Annotated in this window: 17 protein-coding genes; 3 read left to right on the forward strand and 14 right to left on the reverse strand. The window is 58.5% G+C overall.

Annotation, left to right across the window (positions count from 1 at the left end; translation table 11 throughout):
- Nucleotide 1 precedes the first annotated feature (1 nt).
- From rffA to trxA, 10 genes are all read right to left on the reverse strand, one after another.
- On the reverse strand, nt 2-1,132 hold the full coding sequence (gene rffA, locus HWW83_RS17280; protein ID WP_033631478.1) for a dTDP-4-amino-4,6-dideoxygalactose transaminase: 1,131 nt from the start codon (nt 1,130-1,132) through the stop codon (nt 2-4).
- Complete coding sequence (rffC, locus tag HWW83_RS17285; RefSeq protein ID WP_069100561.1) at nt 1,119-1,850, reverse strand: dTDP-4-amino-4,6-dideoxy-D-galactose acyltransferase; 732 nt, start codon at nt 1,848-1,850, stop codon at nt 1,119-1,121. The genes rffA and rffC overlap by 14 nt, the downstream gene beginning before the upstream one ends.
- Complete coding sequence (rfbA, locus tag HWW83_RS17290; RefSeq protein WP_033645039.1) at nt 1,828-2,709, reverse strand: glucose-1-phosphate thymidylyltransferase RfbA; 882 nt, start codon at nt 2,707-2,709, stop codon at nt 1,828-1,830. The genes rffC and rfbA overlap by 23 nt, the downstream gene beginning before the upstream one ends.
- A gap of 49 nt (nt 2,710-2,758) precedes the next feature.
- Nucleotides 2,759-3,826 carry a dTDP-glucose 4,6-dehydratase gene (gene rffG / locus HWW83_RS17295; protein ID WP_033645040.1) on the reverse strand — a complete coding sequence of 356 codons (1,068 nt, stop codon included), beginning with the start codon at nt 3,824-3,826 and terminating at the stop codon, nt 2,759-2,761.
- Nucleotides 3,823-5,085, reverse strand: a complete 1,263-nt coding sequence (wecC, locus tag HWW83_RS17300; RefSeq protein WP_033645041.1) for a UDP-N-acetyl-D-mannosamine dehydrogenase — start codon at nt 5,083-5,085, stop codon at nt 3,823-3,825. Before wecC ends, rffG begins: the two co-directional genes overlap by 4 nt.
- The gene (gene wecB, locus HWW83_RS17305) at nt 5,082-6,212 is read right to left on the reverse strand and encodes a non-hydrolyzing UDP-N-acetylglucosamine 2-epimerase (protein WP_033645042.1); all 1,131 of its coding nucleotides are present in this window, start codon (nt 6,210-6,212) and stop codon (nt 5,082-5,084) included. The genes wecC and wecB overlap by 4 nt, the downstream gene beginning before the upstream one ends.
- Before the next feature lie 84 nt (nt 6,213-6,296).
- Nucleotides 6,297-7,352, reverse strand: a complete 1,056-nt coding sequence (gene wzzE / locus HWW83_RS17310) for an ECA polysaccharide chain length modulation protein (protein WP_033645043.1) — start codon at nt 7,350-7,352, stop codon at nt 6,297-6,299.
- A gap of 27 nt (nt 7,353-7,379) precedes the next feature.
- Nucleotides 7,380-8,477, reverse strand: a complete 1,098-nt coding sequence (wecA, locus tag HWW83_RS17315; RefSeq protein ID WP_025160399.1) for a UDP-N-acetylglucosamine--undecaprenyl-phosphate N-acetylglucosaminephosphotransferase — start codon at nt 8,475-8,477, stop codon at nt 7,380-7,382.
- 296 nt (nt 8,478-8,773) lie between these two features.
- The gene (gene rho / locus HWW83_RS17320) at nt 8,774-10,033 is read right to left on the reverse strand and encodes a transcription termination factor Rho (protein WP_004934188.1); all 1,260 of its coding nucleotides are present in this window, start codon (nt 10,031-10,033) and stop codon (nt 8,774-8,776) included.
- 400 nt (nt 10,034-10,433) lie between these two features.
- On the reverse strand, nt 10,434-10,760 hold the full coding sequence (trxA, locus tag HWW83_RS17325) for a thioredoxin TrxA (RefSeq protein ID WP_004934187.1): 327 nt from the start codon (nt 10,758-10,760) through the stop codon (nt 10,434-10,436).
- A gap of 131 nt (nt 10,761-10,891) precedes the next feature.
- Here trxA and rhlB point away from each other — a divergent pair, with 131 nt between their 5' ends.
- Entirely contained in the window at nt 10,892-12,178 is a 1,287-nt protein-coding gene (rhlB, locus tag HWW83_RS17330) for an ATP-dependent RNA helicase RhlB (RefSeq protein ID WP_033645045.1), read from the forward strand.
- A 5-nt stretch (nt 12,179-12,183) separates the two neighbouring features.
- The gene (ppx, locus tag HWW83_RS17335) at nt 12,184-13,680 is read left to right on the forward strand and encodes an exopolyphosphatase (RefSeq protein WP_033645046.1); all 1,497 of its coding nucleotides are present in this window, start codon (nt 12,184-12,186) and stop codon (nt 13,678-13,680) included.
- A gap of 32 nt (nt 13,681-13,712) precedes the next feature.
- Here the strand turns inward: ppx and rep are convergent, their stop codons facing one another.
- Nucleotides 13,713-15,737, reverse strand: coding sequence for a DNA helicase Rep (rep, locus tag HWW83_RS17340; RefSeq protein ID WP_033645047.1), 2,025 nt, complete (start codon nt 15,735-15,737; stop codon nt 13,713-13,715).
- A gap of 109 nt (nt 15,738-15,846) precedes the next feature.
- On the opposite strand from rep, the gene ppiC reads away from it, so the two are divergent.
- Nucleotides 15,847-16,128, forward strand: coding sequence for a peptidylprolyl isomerase PpiC (gene ppiC / locus HWW83_RS17345; protein WP_004934175.1), 282 nt, complete (start codon nt 15,847-15,849; stop codon nt 16,126-16,128).
- Between the two features lie 25 nt (nt 16,129-16,153).
- On the opposite strand, the gene HWW83_RS17350 is transcribed toward ppiC, so the two are convergent.
- The 3 genes from HWW83_RS17350 to hmsP all read right to left on the reverse strand — a co-directional run bounded on the left by HWW83_RS17350 (nt 16,154) and on the right by hmsP (nt 21,486).
- Nucleotides 16,154-17,659, reverse strand: coding sequence for a M16 family metallopeptidase (locus HWW83_RS17350; RefSeq protein ID WP_033645048.1), 1,506 nt, complete (start codon nt 17,657-17,659; stop codon nt 16,154-16,156).
- A gap of 260 nt (nt 17,660-17,919) precedes the next feature.
- A complete protein-coding gene (locus HWW83_RS17355) occupies nt 17,920-19,206 on the reverse strand; it encodes a dicarboxylate/amino acid:cation symporter (protein WP_033645049.1) in 1,287 nt (428 codons plus the stop codon).
- Nucleotides 19,207-19,479: 273 nt separating this feature from the next.
- Entirely contained in the window at nt 19,480-21,486 is a 2,007-nt protein-coding gene (gene hmsP / locus HWW83_RS17360) for a biofilm formation regulator HmsP (RefSeq protein ID WP_218035854.1), read from the reverse strand.
- Nucleotides 21,487-21,659 lie beyond the last annotated feature (173 nt).

Raw genomic sequence — 21,659 nt, forward strand, 5'->3', positions numbered from 1 at the left:
ATCAGGCGAAGAAGCTCAGAATGGTATTGATTACCGTACGCTGATTGACATCGGACATATTGTAGAACAGCGGCAAGCGCACCAGACGCGCACTTTCCTGCGTGGTGTAACGGTCTTCGCCGGCAAAGCGGCCAAACTGTTCGCCGGCCGGGCAGTCATGCAGCGGGATATAGTGGAACACGGCCATGATTTCGGCTTCCTTCAGGTAGTCGATAAAGGCCGTGCGCTCTTCGATATCGCGCAGCTTGATATAGAACATGTGCGCGTTATGCACGCAGTCCGCCGGAATGCTCGGCAACTCGATACGGCCTGACCGAACCAACGGCAGGAAACTGTCGTAGTACTTCTGCCACAGCGACAGGCGGCGCTGGTTGATGCGCTCCGCCACTTCCAGCTGACCCCACAGGTAGGCGGCCTGCAGGTCAGACATCAAGTAGCTGGAGCCGATGTCGCGCCAGGTATATTTGTCGACCTGGCCACGGAAGAACTGGCTGCGGTTGGTGCCTTTCTCGCGGATGACTTCCGCCCGATCGATCAGGGCCGGATCGTTCACCAGCGTCGCACCGCCTTCGCCGCCGGCGGTATAGTTTTTGGTTTCATGGAAGCTGAAGCAGCCGATATGGCCGATGGTGCCCAATGCCTTGCCTTTATAGGTCGACATCACGCCCTGCGCGGCGTCTTCCACCACGAACAGGTTATATTTCTTCGCCAGCGCCATGATGGTATCCATCTCGCAGGCGACGCCGGCGTAGTGTACCGGCACGATCGCGCGGGTTTTATCGGTAATCGCCGCTTCGATTTTGGTTTCGTCGATGTTCATGGTGTCCGGACGCAGATCGACGAACACCACTTTGGCGCCGCGCAGCACAAAGGCGTTGGCGGTTGAAACGAAGGTAAAGCTCGGCATGATCACTTCGTCGCCCGGCTGAATATCCAGCAGGATGGCGGCCATTTCCAACGACGCGGTGCAGGAAGGCGTCAACAGCACTTTCGCGCTGCCGAAATGCTGTTCCATCCACTGCTGGCAGCGACGGGTAAAACCGCCGTCGCCGCACAACTTGCCGCTGCCCATGGCAGCCTGCATATATTCCAGTTCAGTGCCAACAACCGGTGGTGCGTTAAATGGAATCATGTCTACCTCTGTATAACCAGTACGCGGTGCTTTCAATCACGGCACCCTGTCGTTGATAGAGTCGTAATGCGGCGATATTGCCTATCTGGGTCGCGACCCGCAGGTGCTGCATCCCCTGACGCCGGGATTCGGCGATCGCCGCCGCCATCAGCCTGGAACCAATCCCCCGGCCGGATGCGCCGGGGAAAGCTGCCAACAGGCCGATGCGTGTTTCCCGTTCGCCCAAATTGCGCAGGCTGACGAATCCTTCTGGGTGCCCCTGTTCGTCCAGCGCCAACAGGCACTGATGATCGAAGGTGCCCAAAACGGCCTTTTCGATCCACAAAGCATAAAACCGGCCGCTGTCATCAGGTTGATACCAGGGCGCACGAAAGCGGCTGGCGGCGAACGCCTGAGCCGCCGCGCTACGCAATGCGGGGATATCGGCCTCGGTCGCAAAGCGTATCGCCTGTACGCGGTCACCAAATTCAAGTATCGACCTGTTATCAAGCGCCAAAACCAGATCGACCTCGCCCTCAACCAGGCGGAAGCCGAAATCGGCCAAGTCATCCGCCAAGGCCAGTTGCTGCGCGGAGATTTTGGCCTGCACCAGGGCATAAGCCGCCAAGTCGGCCTCAGCCAGAACCGGGGCTGAGGAGGAGAAGATGAGTTTCGCGCTGTCCAGCGCGAAAAACTCACTTTCCCATGACAAAGGCTCAATAATGGCGTGGACGCACATGCAGCAAATCCAGCAAATACTTGCCATAGCCGGTTTTGGACAAGGAGTGGGCGGCACGTTTGACGCCCTCATCATCCAGCCAACCGTTGCGCCAGGCGATCTCTTCCAGACAGGCGATTTTAAATCCCTGACGTTTCTCGACCGTCTGCACGAAGCTACTGGCTTCCAGCAGGCTGTCGTGAGTCCCGGTGTCCAACCAGGCAAAACCGCGCCCCAGCAGCTCGACAGTCAGATCACCGCGCTCCAGATACATCTGGTTGATGCTGGTAATTTCCAGCTCGCCGCGCTCGGAAGGCTTCACCTGCTTGGCAAACTCCACCACCTGGCTATCGTAGAAATACAAGCCGGTTACCGCCCAATCGGATTTCGGTTTTTTCGGTTTTTCTTCGATCGACAGCGCGCGGAAATTGTCGTCAAACTCCACAACGCCAAAGCGCTCAGAATCCATGACCTGATAGCCGAACACGGTGGCGCCCTCGGTACGAGCCGCGACGGTTTTTAATTTCGGACTGAAAGACTGGCCGAAGAAGATGTTATCTCCCAACACCAGGCAGCAAGAATCGCCGTTGATGAACTCCTCGCCGATCAGGAACGCCTGGGCCAGGCCTTCCGGCTTAGGTTGCGCGGCGTAGCTGAGATTGACGCCAAACTGTTCGCCATTACCCAGCAAACGTTCGAAGGACGGCAAATCCGCTGGGGTCGAGATGATTAAAATGTCGCGAATCCCCGCCAACATCAGCACCGACATCGGATAATAAATCATCGGTTTGTCATAGATCGGCAACAGCTGTTTGGACACGCCGCGCGTGATCGGATGCAAACGCGTGCCGGAACCGCCGGCCAGAATAATACCTTTCATACTAGCTCCCAAATCCGCAGCGCCTTATAAGGACAGCACTGCGCTACATTCAATCGGACAGCCCCAAACGCTCGCCGGCATAAGAACCGTCTTGCACCCGGCGCCACCAGACTTCGTTATTCAGGTACCAAACCACGGTTTTGCGAATGCCGCTTTCGAACGTTTCCTGCGGCCGCCACCCCAACTCACGGTCGATCTTGCCAGCGTCGATGGCGTAACGCATATCGTGGCCCGGACGATCCTTGACGTAAGTGATCAGATCGCGGTAGTGCGCCACGCCCTGCGGTTTGTTCGGCGCCAGTTCTTCCAGCAGGTCACAGATGGTCTGCACCACTTCGATATTCTTGCGCTCGTTATGGCCGCCGATATTGTAAGTTTCGCCCACCACGCCTTCGGTCACCACCTGATAGAGCGCGCGCGCGTGATCCTCGACATACAGCCAGTCGCGCACCTGCGCGCCGTTGCCATATACCGGCAGCGGTTTACCAGCGACGGCATTCAGGATAACCAGCGGGATCAGCTTCTCCGGGAAGTGATAAGGGCCGTAGTTGTTCGAACAGTTGGTGACGAGGGTCGGCAAACCATAGGTGCGCAGCCAGGCGCGCACCAGATGATCGCTCGACGCCTTGGAAGCGGAATACGGGCTGCTCGGCGCATAGGGCGTGGTTTCGGTGAACAGATCGTCAGTGCCATGCAGATCGCCGTACACTTCGTCGGTGGAGATATGATGGAAGCGGAAAGCCTGCTTCTTCTCCGCCGCCAACGGCTGCCAATAGTGGCGCGCCGCTTCCAGCAGGGTGTAAGTGCCGACCACGTTGGTCTCGATAAACGCCGCCGGGCCGTCGATAGAGCGATCGACGTGACTTTCCGCCGCCAGGTGCATCACCACATCCGGCTGATAGCGGGCAAACACCCGATCCAACCCGACGCGATCGCAGATGTCGATCTGCTCGAAGGCATAACGATCGCTGTCGGCCACTACCGCCAGCGACTCCAGGTTACCGGCATAGGTCAGCTTATCCACCACCACTACGCTGTCGCCGGTGGCCTCGATGATATGTCGCACGACCGCAGAACCAATAAATCCGGCGCCACCGGTGACTAAGATACGCTTCAACGCCAAACTCCTTTGGTATCCACCACCCAGCTTTGCTTGATCTCTTCCGGCCGGATGGCCTTGAACTGCTGATGATCGACCAACATCACGATCACATCGGCCTGCTGCAACGCCTCAGCGATCGTTTTCAACGCCACATGACCCACCAACGATGCCGGCAGGTGTTCGACGTTAGGTTCCACGACCAGCGTTTCCCCCGAATGCCAATCAGCAATCAAATGGGCAACTTCCACCGCCGGGCTTTCACGCAGATCGTCGATATTGGGTTTGAACGCCAGGCCGAAGCAGGCGATTTTCACCTCGGACGCGCGCTTGTTAGTCGCGGCCAGGCAATCGGCCACCGCCGCTTTCACCCGGTCGACTACCCACAGCGGTTTACCGTCGTTTACCAGGCGCGCGGTGTGGATCAGACGCGCCTGCTGCGGATTCTGCGCCACGATAAACCACGGGTCGACGGCGATGCAGTGGCCGCCGACGCCCGGGCCAGGCTGCAGAATATTCACTCGCGGATGACGGTTCGCCAAACGAATCAGTTCCCAGACGTTGATCCCCTGCTCGGCGCAAATCAACGACAGCTCGTTGGCGAAGGCAATGTTCACATCACGGAAGCTGTTTTCCGTCAGCTTGCACATCTCGGCGGTTCGCGCATTAGTCAGTACGCATTCACCCTCGAGAAAAATCTTGTATAGCGCACTGGCGCGCGCCGAGCACTTCGGCGTCATACCGCCGATCACACGGTCGTTTTTAATCAGCTCCACCATCACCTGCCCCGGCAACACGCGCTCCGGGCAGTAGGCAATATTCACGTCCGCCGCTTCGCCCGCTTGCTGCGGGAAGCTGAGATCGCTGCGCGTTTCAGCCAACCATTCCGCCACCTGCTCAGTGGCGCCCACCGGCGAAGTGGACTCAAGGATCACCAGATCGCCTTTTTTCAGCACCGGCGCCAGCGACTTCGCCGCTGTCTCGACATAGCTCAGGTCGGGTTCATGATCGCCCTTGAACGGCGTGGGCACCGCGATCAGAAACGCATCGGCCGGCTGCGGTTTGGTCACCGCCCGCAGATAACCGCCCTCAACGGCGTCCTTGACCACTTTATCCAGATCCGGTTCGACGATGTGGATCGCGCCACGGTTAATGGTATCTACCGCATGTTGGTTTACATCAACGCCCACCACTTTTTTCTTGCGTGAGGCAAACGCCGCCGCCGTTGGCAAGCCGATATAACCCAGACCAATGACAGAAATAGTGTCAAAGCTCATAGTGTCACCTGATGATTCTTTAAGGCTTCGAGGATACGCTGGCAGGCATGTCCGTCACCGTATGGGTTATGCGCCCGGCTCATCGCTTGATATTCGCTTTCGTCCGTCAACAACCGAGTTACCGTATCAACGATTTTGGTCACATCGGTTCCAACCAGACGCACCGTTCCCGCATCCACCGCCTCCGGGCGCTCGGTGGTATCGCGCATCACCAGCACCGGCTTGCCTAACGAGGGCGCCTCTTCCTGAATGCCGCCGGAATCGGTCAGGATCAGGTGCGCTTTGGTCATCAGATAAATAAACGGCAGATAATCCTGCGGTTCGATCAACATGATGTTATCGATACCTTTCAGAATACGGTTGACCGGCTCGCTGACATTCGGGTTCAGGTGCACCGGATATACTACCTGCGCCTCCGGGTGGTTGCGGGCTATTTGAGCCAACGCGCTGCAGATCCGCTCAAAACCGCCGCCGAAACTTTCCCGGCGATGGCCGGTGACCAGAATCAGTTTTTTGTCGGCGTCGAGGAACGGGTAACGCTGCGCCAGGCTAGCCTGCAGAGCGGCATCGCTCATCACCCGATCGCGCACCCAAAACAGCGCGTCGATTACCGTATTGCCGGTCACGAAAATCTGATTATCCGGCAGTGTTTCGCGCAGCAGGTTTTGACGTGAATTTTCGGTCGGCGCAAAATGGAATTTCGCCAAATGCCCCGTCAGAGTTCGGTTGGCTTCTTCAGGCCAAGGGGAGTACAGATCGCCAGTACGCAATCCGGCTTCCACATGCCCGACAGGAATTCGCTGATAGAACGCCGCCAGGCTGGTCGCCAGCGTGGTGGTGGTATCGCCGTGCACCAGCACCACATCAGGTTTGAACTCTTCCAACACCCCTTTCAGCCCTTCCAGGATGCGACAGGTGATTTCCGTTAGCCCCTGGCCAGGTTTCATGATGTTCAGGTCGTAATCCGGCGTAATCTCAAACAACCGCAATACTTGATCCAACATCTCACGATGCTGCGCCGTTACACAGACCTTTGCGTCAAAGGCCTCATCCTGAGCCAAAGCATGTACCAGCGGCGCCATTTTAATGGCTTCAGGTCTGGTGCCGAAAACAGTCAACACTTTCACAGAGAATCTCTTTTTGGTCAGTTAAGCGCAGGCGTACCTGCGAACCGAGCGCACTAAGCGCCCATCGGTAAGTTAAATCTATGGTTACTTCGGCTGCCGACGCGCCAAGGCCACACCGGCGCCAACCAACGCGCCCATCGCGCCCCACAAAATCAGCCAGAAGACCCGGCGTGGGCTGTCGCGTTTTACCGGCTCTTCCGGCGTGCGCAAATAGCGATAGGTCTGGAACTTCTCATCCAACGTCGGGCCAACGTTCAGCGTCGCCAGCATTGCGCGGTTCTGATCGTAATCCAGATCGTAGGTCGGGCCGGAGGCCTGCAGGCCTTCCAGACGCGCCTGCAGCATTGGCCGGCCCAGCAAGAACAGATCCGAATCCGGCAACTGTTCGGCCGGAGTGTCGGTTTGCGTACGGCTGATCCCCTGGCTCTCGGCAATTTTCAACGCCTGTTGCGTGGTGTTCAGCTCGCGCTTGTAAACCGACTCCGCGACCGCTTCCTGACGCTTGACCTGTGCCTTCATCGAGGTGGTGCGAGCGGCCCACGCGCCCTGGATCTCTTCGTTCAGGTGCAGGGCTGCGCGGTGGCTGGCGAAGGCCACGTATTGGCGCAGCAGGCGGTTGGCGTCCGCGGCGGTTTCCGCCGTCAGCTTCACGCCGTCGTTCGGGACTTTTTTGTCGTCGCGCGGCGTAAACAGGATGTTATTGATCAGCTCGTCGAGCAATGCCGCATCGGCACGGGCATCCCCTTCCTGACGCTGTTTGTAGTAATCGCTCTGCAGCCAGAAATCGCGACGCGTGTCGTAAGCCGCCAGCTGCATGATGAATTCATTGTACGCTTCATCCGCGATGCTCGGCTGATCGCCGGCCGCCGCCGCCGGCAGCGTGCGCACATCCAGATTGCGCAGGAACTGCTGCTGGGAGTAATAACCGCCCAGCGCATTCACCGTCGGCCTGTCGGTGATCGCGGTGGCGCTCCACTCTTGCTTAACCAGGTAAGAAACGATCAGCGCGACCGCCGCGAACAGCACCGCAATGCCGATAATCCACGGTTTGCCGCGCCACAGGGTGCAGCACAGGCCGCGGATATCGAGTTCGTTATCCACCGCCGGGGTATGCTTGTCAGACGTTGTTTCTGGATTCATCACAGCCAAAAAGCCTCTGGTCTCTGGTTAAGGTACTTGCTTGTTATCGCCCGAACGCCGCAGCCGGCGCTTGATACGCTTAATGTACCGCGCAACCCGCCAGGCGCGCTTGATGCAGTAACCGTACAGGAAGAAGGCAAGCAAGAATAATGCCAACATAACCCACTCAGGGATAAAAGTCAGGCGTTCGCCGATCACGCCCACCGCCGCCAGCAACGCGGCCGCCAGGGTGATCAGCACGAAAGCCTGCCGCGGCGTAAAGCCGGCACGCATGATCAGGTGGTGAATATGTTGACGATCGGGAGAGAAAGGGCTCATCCCCTTGCGTAAACGACGATACATGATTGCTATCATGTCCATCAGCGGAATAGCGATGATCCACAGCGCGGTCACCGGGTTGATCGAGTGCGCCTTTCCCTGTGAACTTTGCAGCAGCAGCCAAATGGCGGTAAAGCCGATCAGGGTGCTGCCGGCATCCCCCATAAACACCTTATAACGGCGGCCGAGGATGCCGAGATTGAGCAAAATATAGGGAACGATAGTGGCGATCATCGCAAAGCACCAGAACGCCAGCTCATGATGGCCGCTCAGGTACAGCAGCAGGCCCAGCGCCCCGAAGGAGACGCACGACAAACCGCCCAGCAGACCATCGATGCCGTCGACCATATTGAAAGCGTTGATCGCCGCCCATACCGCGAACAGCGTCACCAGATAGCCGAACGGTCCCAGCAGCATCTCCCAGTCACCCAGCACATGGCCGAAGCTGCGCAGATACAGACCGGCGAACACCATCATGGCGATGCCGACCAGCGCCTGCACCAGGGCGCGAATTTTAACGCTGATATCGAAACGATCGTCGAGCGCCCCCACAAACACCAGAATACCGGCGCAGGTGAGATAAAGCTTGGCGTGTGCGATGGGTTGTTCAGAGATCCAAAACGCGAAGCACAACCCGGCATAAACGGAAATACCGCCGACCAGAGGAATCAGCCCCTGATGGCGTTTGCGATAATTGGGTTTATCTACCAGACCAATACGTTTTGCCGCCTTGCGGGCAACAAAGAGAAAAGCCAAAGAAAACAGGAAAACAAATAGAATTTCAGTACTCATAGTGAGTAAGTTCACAGTTAACAGATCTCTGTAGAAGATAAGGCAGCTTACCACGGGCTAAGGCTTGTGCCATCGGCCCCCGCTACCTTTCGGTCATTTCCTATGACAACGGTGATTCATGCCTATTTTCTTCGCATCGACTGACAAAATGACAGCAGCAAAGCCGACCGGCGCGAAACCGACCGACAAACAAGATGAATTCTCAATAAGTCGAGGAAACAACTTACTTTTCCATTACTGCTACTTATCGTATCCGCCAAAAGCGAAAAACGCCACGACTAGGCGTGGCGTTCAGCGAATTTTTTAACGAATTATGAGCGTTTCATCATATCGAAGAATTCATCGTTGGTTTTAGTCATCGCCAACTTATTAATGAGGAACTCCATCGCGTCGATTTCACCCATCGGATGAATGATTTTGCGCAGGATCCACATTTTTTGCAGCTCTTCAGAGGTGGTGAGCAGCTCTTCTTTACGGGTACCGGAGCGGTTGTAATCGATAGCCGGGAATACGCGTTTCTCGGCGATTTTACGCGCCAGATGCAATTCCATGTTGCCGGTACCTTTAAATTCTTCGTAGATCACTTCGTCCATCTTCGAACCGGTATCAACCAGCGCGGTCGCGATGATGGTCAGGCTGCCGCCCTCTTCCACGTTACGCGCCGCACCGAAGAAGCGCTTCGGACGATGCAGGGCGTTGGCGTCCACACCACCGGTCAGCACCTTGCCCGAGGCCGGCACCACGGTGTTGTAGGCGCGCGCCAGACGGGTGATGGAGTCGAGCAGAATGATCACGTCTTTCTTGTGCTCAACCAGGCGCTTGGCCTTCTCGATCACCATTTCGGCCACTTGCACGTGACGCGAAGCCGGCTCGTCGAAGGTCGATGCGATCACTTCGCCTTTCACCAGGCGCTGCATCTCGGTCACTTCTTCCGGACGTTCGTCGATCAGCAGCACCATCAGCACGCAGTCTGGGTGATTGTAGGCGATGCTCTGCGCGATGTTCTGCAGCAGCATGGTTTTACCGGCTTTCGGCGGTGCCACGATCAGGCCACGCTGGCCGCGGCCAATTGGCGCCGCCAGATCCAGTACGCGCGCCGTCAAGTCTTCGGTCGAGCCGTTGCCGCGTTCCATCCGCAGACGGGAATTGGCGTGCAGCGGCGTCAAGTTCTCGAACAGGATCTTGCTGCGGGCGTTTTCCGGCTTGTCGTAGTTGACTTCGTTGACTTTCAGCAGGGCAAAATAGCGCTCGCCTTCTTTTGGCGGACGAATCTTACCGGAAATGGTGTCACCTGTGCGGAGGTTGAAGCGGCGGATTTGGCTAGGGGATACGTAGATGTCGTCGGGACCGGCGAGGTAGGAACTGTCTCCAGAGCGGAGGAAACCGAATCCATCCTGCAATATCTCGAGCACGCCGTCGCCGAAGATATCTTCTCCGCTTTTCGCATGTTGCTTCAGAATGGAGAAGATGATGTCCTGCTTGCGCATGCGGGCAAGGTTTTCCAGCCCCATATTTTCGCCGAGAGTAATCAGCTCAGAAACCGGCGTATTCTTTAATTCGGTAAGATTCATAGTGGTGGGTTCTTAAACTCGGGGTATGTCTCGAACTTGTATCGTGAATGGTATGGCAGCGAGATGCGTGCCTGTTTACTGGACGTTCGATCACCGGGCGCAGAGCCGTCGCGGTAAGAAATGGCTTACATCGGGCGCACGCATTGACGGTTGAAGATCGAAGGTACCTTAAAAATGATTTTTGCAAAACCGTTTGATTGCCAAAACACGGGTTGAGTTCAGTTTACTTTCAACGCCGGTGGTTCGACACAGAGTATAGCTTTAGATTCAAACTCTTTAGATTTAAAACTTCGGGCAAGTTCTATATGCAGTGTGGTTAAACTTAACACGCTTCTTGGCAGGCGTCTAGCGGTGAATTGAACATCACCGCCAGGCGCCTGATACTGGGCTTCCCGCCCGATTACAGATTCGCGTTCAGGAAATCTTTGAGCTGACCTTTGGACAACGCGCCAACCTTGGTCGCGGCCACTTCACCGTTCTTGAACAGCAACAGCGTAGGGATGCCACGGATACCGTACTTAGGCGCGGTAGCCGGGTTCTGATCGATATTCAGCTTGGTGATGGTCAGTTTGCCTTCGAACTCTTCGGCAATCTCATCCAGAATCGGAGCAATCATCTTGCACGGCCCACACCATTCAGCCCAGAAATCGACCAGGATCGGCCCTTCCGCTTTCAGCACGTCAGCTTCGAAGCTGCTGTCAGTCAGGTGAATAATTTTATCGCTCATGTTCTACTCCACAGGATTATGTCTACCTTGTTGGTGTAGCATTAACCAACTCAAGGTGATTTTATTGCACCGCGTTTATTTCAACGGATGTGCTTTCGTAAAGCAATAGTTAGCTGATATTCTACCACACTATGAGCAAAACACACTTGACCGAACAGAAGTTTTCCGACTTCGCCCTGCACCCGTTAGTCCTTGAAGCCCTTGAGAAAAAAGGGTTTCACAATTGCACGCCCATCCAGGCGTTAGCATTGCCGCTCACGCTCTCCGGGCGTGACGTTGCAGGTCAGGCGCAAACCGGTACCGGAAAGACGCTGGCGTTTTTGGCGTCTACTTTTCACTATTTGCTGACCCACCCGGCGAAACAGGATCGCCAGACCAATCAGCCGCGCGCCTTGATCATGGCGCCTACGCGTGAACTGGCGGTGCAAATCCACTCCGATGCGGAAGCCCTCTCCCAGAGCACCGGCCTGAAGCTGGGCTTGGCCTACGGCGGCGACGGCTACGACAAACAGCTGAAAGTGCTGGAAAGCGGCGTGGACATTCTGATTGGCACCACCGGCCGTTTAATCGATTACACCAAGCAGAACTATGTCGATCTCGGCGCGATGCAGGTTGTCGTGCTGGATGAGGCCGATCGCATGTACGATCTCGGCTTTATCAAAGACATCCGCTGGCTGTTCCGCCGCATGCCTGCGGCCGATCAACGCCTGAACATGCTGTTCTCCGCCACGCTGTCCTATCGCGTACGCGAACTGGCCTTCGAGCAGATGAACAACGCCGAATATGTTGAAGTGGAACCGGAACAGAAAACCGGCCACCGCATTAAAGAAGAGCTGTTCTACCCGTCCAACGAAGAAAAAATGCGTCTGCTGCAGACGCTGATCGAAGAAGAGTGGCCGGATCGCGCCATCATCTTCGCCAACACCAAGCACCGCTGCGAAGACATCTGGGGCCACCTGGCCGCCGACGGTCACCGCGTCGGCCTGCTGACCGGCGACGTGGCGCAGAAAAAACGCCTGCGCATCCTCGACGACTTCACCAAGGGCAATCTGGATATCCTGGTCGCCACCGACGTCGCCGCGCGCGGTCTGCACATTCCCGCCGTCACGCACGTCTTCAACTACGATCTGCCTGACGACTGCGAAGACTACGTGCACCGCATCGGTCGTACCGGCCGAGCAGGCGCCAGCGGCCACTCCATCAGCCTGGCGTGTGAAGAGTACGCGCTCAACCTGCCGGCGATCGAGACCTATATCGATCACAGCATTCCGGTGAGCAAGTACAACAGCGATGCGCTGCTGACCGATCTGCCGGCACCGAAGCGCCTGTCGCGTCCGCGCGGCGGCAACGGCCCACGTCGCAACTCCGCGCCACGTCGCGGCGGCGCGCCGCGCAGCAACCGTAAACGCTCGAGCTGATCGCCATGCTCAGCTCCAGCACGCTTTATGCTGCCATCGATCTCGGCTCCAACAGCTTCCATATGTTGGTGGTGCGCGAGGTGGCCGGCAGCATTCAGACTCTGGCGCGGATAAAGCGCAAGGTGCGCCTGGCGGCCGGGCTGGATCAGCACAATCACCTGTCGCATGAGGCCATGCAACGCGGCTGGCAGTGCCTGCGGCTGTTCTCCGAACGCCTGCAGGACATCCCGCGCGAGCAGATCCGCGTCGTCGCCACCGCCACGTTGCGCCTGGCGTCCAACGCCGATGAGTTCCTGCAAGCCGCCGAGCAAATCCTCGGCTGCCCGGTGCAGGTCATCAGCGGCGAAGAAGAAGCGCGGCTGATTTATCATGGCGTCGCGCACACCACCGGCGGGCCGGATCGGCGGCTGGTCGTCGATATCGGCGGCGGCAGCACCGAACTGGTCACCGGCACCGGCGCACAGGCATCGCAGCTGTACAGCCTGTCGATGGGCTGCGTCACCTGGCTGGAGCGCTACTTCAGCGATCGCAACCTCGGGCAAGAAAACTTCGAGCGCGCCGAACAGGCCGCGCGCGAAATGGTGCGGCCGATCGCGCCGCAGCTGCGCCAGCAAGGTTGGCAAATCTGCGTCGGCGCTTCCGGCACCGTGCAAGCGCTGCAGGAAATCATGGTGGCGCAAGGCATGGATGAACGCATCACCCTGCCCAAGCTGCGCCAATTGAAACAGCGGGCCATTCAGTGCGGCAAGCTGGAAGAGCTGGAGATCGAAGGGTTGACGCTGGAACGCGCGCTGGTCTTCCCGAGCGGCCTGTCCATTCTGCTGGCCATCTTCCAGGAGCTGGGCATCGAAAGCATGATGCTGGCCGGCGGGGCGCTGCGTGAAGGCCTGGTTTACGGCATGCTGCATCTGCCGGTGGAGCAGGATATTCGCATCCGCACCATCCGCAACCTGCAGCGTCGCTACCTGATCGACACCGAGCAGGCCGAGCGCGTCAGCCAGCTCGCCGCCAACTTCTCGCAGCAGGTCGCCAACGAGTGGCAGTTGGATGCGCGATGTCGCGAGCTGTTGCACAGCGCCAGCCTGATCCACGAACTCGGCCTCAGCGTCGATTTCAAGCAGGCGCCGCAACACGCCGCCTACCTGATCCGCCACCTGGACTTACCCGGCTTTACCCCCGCGCAGAAAAAACTGCTGGCCACCCTGCTGCAAAACCAGAGTAACACCCTCGACCTGTCGCTGTTGAACCAGCAAAATGCCCTGCCGCCGCGCACCGCGCAGCGTCTGTGCCGCATTTTGCGCCTGGCGATCATCTTCGCCAGCCGCCGCCGCGACGACACGCTGCCGGCGGTGCGTTTACGCGCCAATCAGGACGATGAACTGACGGTGATCTTGCCGCCGGGTTGGCTGGAGCAGCATCCGCTGCGCGCCGAGGCGCTGGAGCAGGAAAGCCACTGGCAGAGCTACGTCCACTGGACGCTGCGATTGGAAGAACAACGTTGAAATAGCATGGGCGCGATGAGCGCCCTTTCTTTTTAATTCCCGCCTTTGGCCTTGGCCAGCTGGGCGCGGATATTGGCCAGATGGCTCTGCCCCTTCTGCATCCGCTCCTGCGGGCTCACCACTTTGCGCTCGGTTTCCCACGCCAAATCGTCCTGCGGCAGCTCCAGCAGGAATCGGCTCGGCTCCGGCCGCACCAACTCACCGTACTGACGGCGTTCGCGGCACAGGGTGAAGATCAGCTCTTTTTGCGCGCGGGTGATCCCCACATAGGCCAGACGCCGCTCTTCATCGACATTGTCTTCGTCGATGCTGCTCTGGTGCGGCAGCAGCCCCTCTTCCATGCCCACCAGGAACACGTAGGGGAACTCCAACCCTTTGGAAGCGTGCAGCGTCATCAGCTGCACCTGATCCAGCTCCTCTTCGCTTTCACCGCGCTCCATCATGTCGCGCAGGGTGAAGCGCGTCACGACCTGGGTCAGCGTCATCGGCTCGTCCAAATCGTTGCCTTCCAGCATCTCCGTCATCCAACCGAACAGCGTATTGACGTTCTTCATCCGCATTTCGGCGGCCTTCGGGCTGGTCGAGGTTTCAAACAGCCAGCTTTCATAATCCACGCCGCGGATCAGATCGCGCACCGCCGCCACCGGCTCACGCTCCGCCTGTTGGGCGATGCCGCCCAGCCAGTGGGTGAAGCGCTGGAGCGATTCCAGTCCGCGCCCGGTCAAGTGCTGGCTCAGCCCCAGATCGAAACTGGCGTGGAATAAACTCTTGTTGCGCTGGTTGGCCCATTCGCCGAGCTTCTGCAGCGTCGCCGGACCGATCTCGCGCTTGGGGGTATTGACGATGCGCAGGAAGGCGCTGTCGTCGTCCGGGTTGGTCAGCACGCGCAGGTAGGCCAGCAGATCCTTGATCTCGGGGCGAGAGAAGAACGACGTGCCGCCGGAAATCTTGTACGGGATGCGGTTCTGCATCAGCATCTTTTCAAACACCCGCGACTGGTGGTTGCCACGGTAGAGAATCGCATAGTCGCCGTAGTTGGTTTTTTTCACGAAGTGGTGGGCGATCAGTTCCCCCACCACGCGCTCGGCTTCGTGATCCTCGTTGTTGGCGGTCACCACCTTCAGCTCTTCGCCATACCCCAGCTCGGAAAACAGCCTTTTTTCAAACACGTGCGGGTTATTGGCGATCAGGATATTGGCCGCCTTTAAAATGCGCTCGCTGGAACGGTAGTTTTGCTCCAGCTTGATCACCTGCAGCGCCGGGAAATCTTCCTTCAGCAGCACCAGGTTCTGCGGCCGCGCGCCGCGCCAGGAGTAAATCGACTGGTCGTCGTCGCCCACCACGGTAAAGCGCGCGCGATGGCCCACCAGCAGCTTCACCAGCTCGTATTGGCTGGTGTTGGTATCCTGATACTCATCCACCAGCAGATAGCGGATGCGCTGCTGCCAGCGTTCACGCACCTCTTCGTTGCGTTGCAGCAGCAGCGTCGGCAACAGGATCAAATCGTCGAAGTCCAGTACGTTACACGCCCGCATATGGGCGTGGTAAAGACCGTAGCAATGGGCGAACAGCTTGTCGCGCTCCGAGCGCGCCAGCTCCGCCGCCCGCTGGGGATCGATCAGGTCGTTTTTCCAGTTGGAGATGGTCGAAATCAGCTGCGCCACCAGCGTCTTATCGCTTTCCAGCCACTTTTCGGTCAGCTCTTTCAACAGCGCCAGCTGATCCTGGTCGTCGAACAGCGAGAAGTTGGACTTCATGCCCAGCGCCACATATTCCCGCTTGATGATTTCCAGCCCCAGAGTGTGGAAGGTGGAAATCATCAGCCCGCGCGCCTCTTTGCGTCCCAGGGTTTGCGACACGCGCTCTTTCATCTCGCGCGCGGCTTTGTTGGTAAAAGTCACGGCGGCGATGTGCCGCGCCTGATAGCCGCAGTGGTGGATCAGGTGGGCTATCTTGTTGGTGATAACGCGCGTCTTGCCGGAACCGGCACCGGCCAACACCAGGCAGGGCCCGGTAACGAATTCGACGGCTTGTTGTTGGCTGGGGTTTAATCGCATGGCGCTGACTTGCTCGACTGTAAAACGTGGAAGGGAATTGTAGCAGAAAGCGCCGATGAGATTTAGCGGGTATAATCAGCGCAATTTTCGCATCGACAAAGGCAATACCATGGCAAAAACGGCGTGCGCCCTGCACATTCTGGTAGACAATGAAAAGCTGGCCAACGAGCTGCTGGCCAAGCTGAAGCGCGGCGTCAGCTTCGACACGCTGGCGCGCAAATACTCGAGCTGCCCGTCAAAACGCAACGGCGGCTCGCTGGGCGAATTCAACAAAGGCGCAATGGTGCCTGCGTTCGATAAAGCGGTGTTCAGCATCCCGCTGCTCAAACCTTACGGCCCGGTCAAAACCCAGTTCGGTTACCATATCATCAAGGTGCTGTACCGCAACTGAGGGGGCCTGAGCCCCCTGCCACGAATTACTGCGCGCCAGCGGCGTCCGTCGCCGGCGAAGCGACTGCGGTGTCCGCCGGTTTGGCTTCTTCCGTCACCACCGCCGGCGGCGGCATCATGATGCCGTTATAGGTATCCTGCAGCTGCTTCATGCTCATTTCCGGCTCGCCCTTCGGCTGCATCAGCACCAACGTCGCGTCCTGAGACAACTGCAGCTTCAGCGCCTGATTCAGCGTCTCCAGCGTCAGGCTGGACAGGAACTCCTGGCGCAACTTCTGGTACAGCTCCGGCGCGATATCCACCACCCCGCTCTGCTGCGACCGCAGACGCTGGCTCATCAGCACGTCGGTGTCGGTACGGGCGTAGGTCGCGAACAGCTTGCTCAGCTGATCGTTTTTCTGCGCCAGCAGCGCATCGAATTCCTCTTTCGACAGGCCGTTGTCCCGCACGTTGGCCAGTTCGCGGGCAATGAAGCCCAGGCTGCCGTTCAGGTTGTTGTTCGGCGTATCCAGGTGGATGGCGCACTGCCCGCGCTGGTACTGCACGCGGCAGTCAAAGCCCAAATGCAGGTTTTTCTGGTCGCTTTTTTCCAGCGTCTGCTGGAGGTGCCAGAACAACGCCTCGCGGGCGAGATCGCCACGCCAGTAGCGCAGCAGGCTTTGCGAATCGCGAATCGGGTGCCACGGCGAATCCCACATGATCGACAGCGTATCCTGCTTCACCTGCTCGCTGATCAGGCTCACCGGCTGCTGCGGCAGCGGCGTCAGGGTCGGCATCGGAGCCGGGGTTTCACGTTTGCCCTGCAGCGGCGAGAAAGCCTTGTTGATCTGCTCGCCCAGGCTGCGGCTGTCAACCTTGCCGACCACGAACAGCGTCATGGCGTCCGGTGTGTACCACTGCTGATAGAATTTCTTCAACTGCTCAAGGTTGACCGGCCGTTTCGCCGGCTGCGCCGGATCGTGCGCCAGCAGCGTCGAGCCTTTCAGGCGGTAACGCCACCAGGCGTCTTTGGTATTGGGTGGGAAAGTGCCGACCGGATTGATGCTGGAATTCATCACCGCGTGCACCGTGTGCTCGTCGATCGCCAGTTTGCCGGTCGTGTCCGCCAGCCAGGCCAGCGCTTCTTTCAGCAGATCGGGCCGGTTGTTCGGCAAGCTGAGGTTATACATGGTGAAATCGTACGAGATGATAGCCGGCGGCAGCGGCCGCTCGTTATCTACGCTCTGCTGCCACAGCGCCCGCAGCTGCGGCGCCGTGAAGCTTTCGCTGCGCGTCAACGCCAGCCGCGGCAGCAGGTGGGCAAAGCCGGTCTGCTGCGAAGACTCCACCAAAGAGCCGGTATTGACGATCAGCCGCAGTTCCACGCGGTCGCTCGGCCGCTGCGGCGTATCGAGAATCTGCCATGAAAACCCGTTGGCCAGCGCCCCCTGCTGCCAGGCAGGATCGGGTTGTAGTGCTTCAGCCTGCACGCTGCCACTGGCTGCCGCCAGTAGCAGCCCACCAACTATAAGATGAATTCTGGTGCCCTGCATGTGAACCCCTACTTAATGACTATCCAATTTCTTATGCAAATGCGTGTATTCCATTCAATGGAATCATAAAAATACGCCCTGAGTTTCACGGTGGGGCGGAAAGCAGAAAGTGTACCATCGTGTTAGACCGCGCGCCTTTGCGGATGTCACTCATTAGAGTGAAAAATAATAGATTGCGGGGTTTTTAATGCAAAAAATCGTTACGAGGCAGGGGAAGAAGCTCACCGGCCGCGGATGCGGCCGGTGATTTACCGCCGAAATCAGGCGGAAGGCAGCGTTTTGTCCGCGCCGGTATTTTTGTTGTTCAGGGTGTCTTTCAGCTGCTTCTCATCCAGCTGATTACACCATTTGGCCACGACCACGGTCGCCACGCCATTGCCCACCAGGTTGGTCAGCGCGCGAGCTTCCGACATAAAGCGGTCGATGCCGAGGATCAGCGCCAGGCCGGCCAGCGGCAGGTGGCCCACGGCGGAGATGGTGGCGGCCAACACGATAAAGCCGCTGCCGGTCACGCCCGCCGCCCCTTTGGAGGAGAGCAGCAACACCACCAGCAGGGTAATCTGATGCATGATATCCATGTGGGTGTTGGTCGCCTGAGCGATAAACACCGCGGCCATGGTCAGGTAGATAGAGGTGCCGTCCAGGTTGAAGGAGTATCCGGTCGGGATCACCAGACCCACCACCGATTTCTTGCAGCCCAACTTCTCCATTTTATCCAGCATGCGCGGCAGCGCGGATTCAGACGACGAGGTCCCCAGCACGATCAGCAGCTCTTCTTTGATGTAGTTGACAAATTTGAAGATGCTGAAGCCGTTGGCGCGGGCGATGCTGCCCAACACCACCACCACGAACAGGATGCAGGTGATATAGAAGCACACGATCAGCTGGCCGAGTTGCACCAGCGTGCCGACGCCGTATTTACCGATGGTAAACGCCATGGCGCCGAAGGCCCCCAGCGGCGCCAGGCGCATGATCATGTTGATGATGCCGAAAATCACCCGCGAGAAGCTGTCGATCACGTTGTAGATCAGCTGCCCTTTGTCGCCCAGACGATGCAGGGCGAAGCCGAACAGCACCGCGAACAGCAGCACCTGAAGAATGTTGCCGCTGGCGAACGCGCCGATCACGCTGCCGGGGATGATGTCCAGCAGGAACGGAATGATGCCCTGCTGCTGCGCTTGCTCGGCGTAGATCGCCACCGCTTTGGCGTCCAGCGTACCGGGATCGACGTTCATGCCGGCGCCCGGTTGCACCAGGTTGACGATCACCAGGCCGATAATCAGCGCGAGGGTGCTGACGATTTCAAAATACAGCAGCGCGATGGCGCCGGTGCGCCCCACCGCCTTCATGCTTTCCATGCCGGCGATGCCGGTCACCACGGTGCAGAAAATCACCGGGGCGATAATCATCTTGATCAGCTTGACGAAGCCATCGCCCAAGGGTTTCATCTGGGCGCCGAGGTCAGGGTAGAAGTGGCCAAGCAGGATACCCAGCGTGATCGCCGTCAGCACCTGAAAATAGAGGCTCTTAAAAATTGTTGTTTTCATATGAACATCCTATGGGGGGAAGACACGCACCAGGCGGCAGTCTAAAAATCCAGCCTGTTCATTGCTTGCGCGGAAAATAACACCCACTTAACAACATGGAAATAATTTGTTGCACCCACCCCTCAGGGTTGATGTGAATTTAAGAGCTGAAACGCGTCAGTCCGGGTGCAAAGCTGAAAATTGCGTAAGCCTTTGTTTGCACTAACGCAAAAGAGGTATGAGGGGAATAGCGATTTTCGGACGGGGAAAAGTACCGGAAAGGTATCGCGACGCTCACCGCGCCGCGCGGCAAAACTCGGCTTCGAACGCTTCGCGCGGCAGCGGCCGGGCGAACAGGAATCCCTGCCCACTGCGAATGCCGTGCTGCAGCAGCCAGTCGCGCTGTTCGGCGTTTTCCACGCCTTCGGCCATCACCGGCAACGCCAGCACTTCAGAGATCGAACTGACGATGCGCACCATCGCATCGTCGGCCGGCAGCCCCTGAATGAAACTGCGGTCGATCTTAATCAAATCGATCGGCAGGGATTTCAACCGGTTCAGGTACTCCAGGCTGGAGTAGCCCATGCCGAAGTCGTCCAGCGCGATCGACAGCCCCAGGTCGTGCAGCTCGCGCAGCAGCGCCAGCGCGCGGTCGAGATCGTCGATGCGTACCGTCTCGGTGATCTCCAGCAGCAGCTTGCGCGGATCGATTCGATACTGCGCCAGCAGATTTTTCAGATGCGGAACAAACGCCTCGTCCTGCATCTGAATGCCGGAAACGTTAACCGCCAGCGGCAGCGCAATGCCGCGCTGCTGCCAGTCCGCCAGGATACGGCAGGACTCTTCCAGCACCCAGTTGCCGAGCGGCACAATCACGCCCAGCTCTTCCGCGAGCGGAATGACGTCGGCCGGCAGGGTATAGCTGCCGTCGTACTGCTGCCAGCGCAGCAACGCTTCTGCGCCGATCACCTCGTTGGACTGCATGTCGATCTGTGGCTGCAGGAACAGCGTGAAATGCCGCTGCTCAATGCCGTGCAGGATCTCGCTCTCCTGCGTCAATCGCTTCTGCGTGCGCTCCGTCAGGCTGGGTTCGAAGAACAGGATCTGATTTTTCCCTTCGCGATGCGCGGACATCATCGCCGAGGTGGCGCTGCGCAGCAGCTGTTCCGCGCTCTCCCCCTGATTGAGGTAGTGGGCGATGCCGATGCTGGCGTTGGGCCGCAGCGCCAGGCCTTCCAGCGTCAACGGCGCGTTGATCTCCGCCATTATGCGCCGCGCCAGCTGCATGGCGTGGAACGGCCGCTCGATGCCCTTGGCCAGAATGGCGAATTCGGTATTGCTCAGCTGCGCCAACACGCCGTTTTCGTCGATGCAGCCGCGCAGCTTCTTCGCCAGCGCCAGCAGCAGCGCTTCGCGCATCGCCGGGCTCATCACGCCAGACGCTTCATGCAGCGTCTCGATGCCGATCACCAGCAGGTTAAAACGCTCAGGGCGCAGACTGGAGGCGATATGCTGTTCCAGCAACGCGTTCAGCAAGGCCGGGTTCGGCAGTTCGGTCACCGGGTGGCGGGTGCTCAGGCGGCTCATGTCGGCATGCGCCTTGGCCAGCGTCTGTTGATTGCGGTTGTAATTGCGCACCAGCAGGCCGAGCTCATCATCCTGGTGCAGCGCCGGCAGCATCAGTTGATGATAGGGCGCTTCGTCCTGCGAGATGTTCTCCAGCTCTTTGGCCATCGCGCGCAGCGGATGCACCATCAGCCGGTTCATGCACCAGGTGATGGACACCGACAGGATCAGCGCCAGCAGCAGGTAGGTCGACAGCATGGTCGACAAAATGCTGAGGATAAACTGGTACATGCGGAACGAATCGGCCTGCAGCACCAGGTAGGCCAGCGGCTGCTGGTTGGCCGGCACCCGTTCCAGCGAATAGAGCGGCACGGAAATTTGGATAGGCAGCTCAAACAGCCGGGCGATCAGCGTCGGCACCGGCCGCTCCGGCGGGAAATTGGCGTGCAGCGCCTGAAACTCGTTCGGCAAGACGATATCCGCCCGGCTCAGAATGCCGACCGGCAACAGCGTATTCAGCACCTTTTTGGCTTCCGGCACGTCCATGCGCAGCACCGCCTCCGCCAGCGGCTGGCGCACGGAGTGGGCGATATTCTCCAGTTGCTGGGCGTAGTCATCCCTGCGCTGCTGCACAAAGTGGAATAACTGGATCACGATAAAGATGCAGATCGTAACCAGCGCCACGCCGGACACTGTCGCCATCTGCTTAATCGTTAACGAACGCCTGACCCGCAAACCTGCTCTCCGTGAAATCGGGCTGAAACAAAAAAGGGGGCTGACTCTCACCCGCCCCCTCGAACCGGGCTGAGTATACTCGATCATCGGCTGTTTTTATCTGGCTATGCCGCAGGCAAAACCAAGAAAATCGCGGGTTTCAGTCTTTTCCTAAAGCGAACAAACGCGACCCG

Source organism: Serratia ureilytica (genome assembly GCF_013375155.1).
GTDB lineage: Bacteria > Pseudomonadota > Gammaproteobacteria > Enterobacterales > Enterobacteriaceae > Serratia > Serratia ureilytica.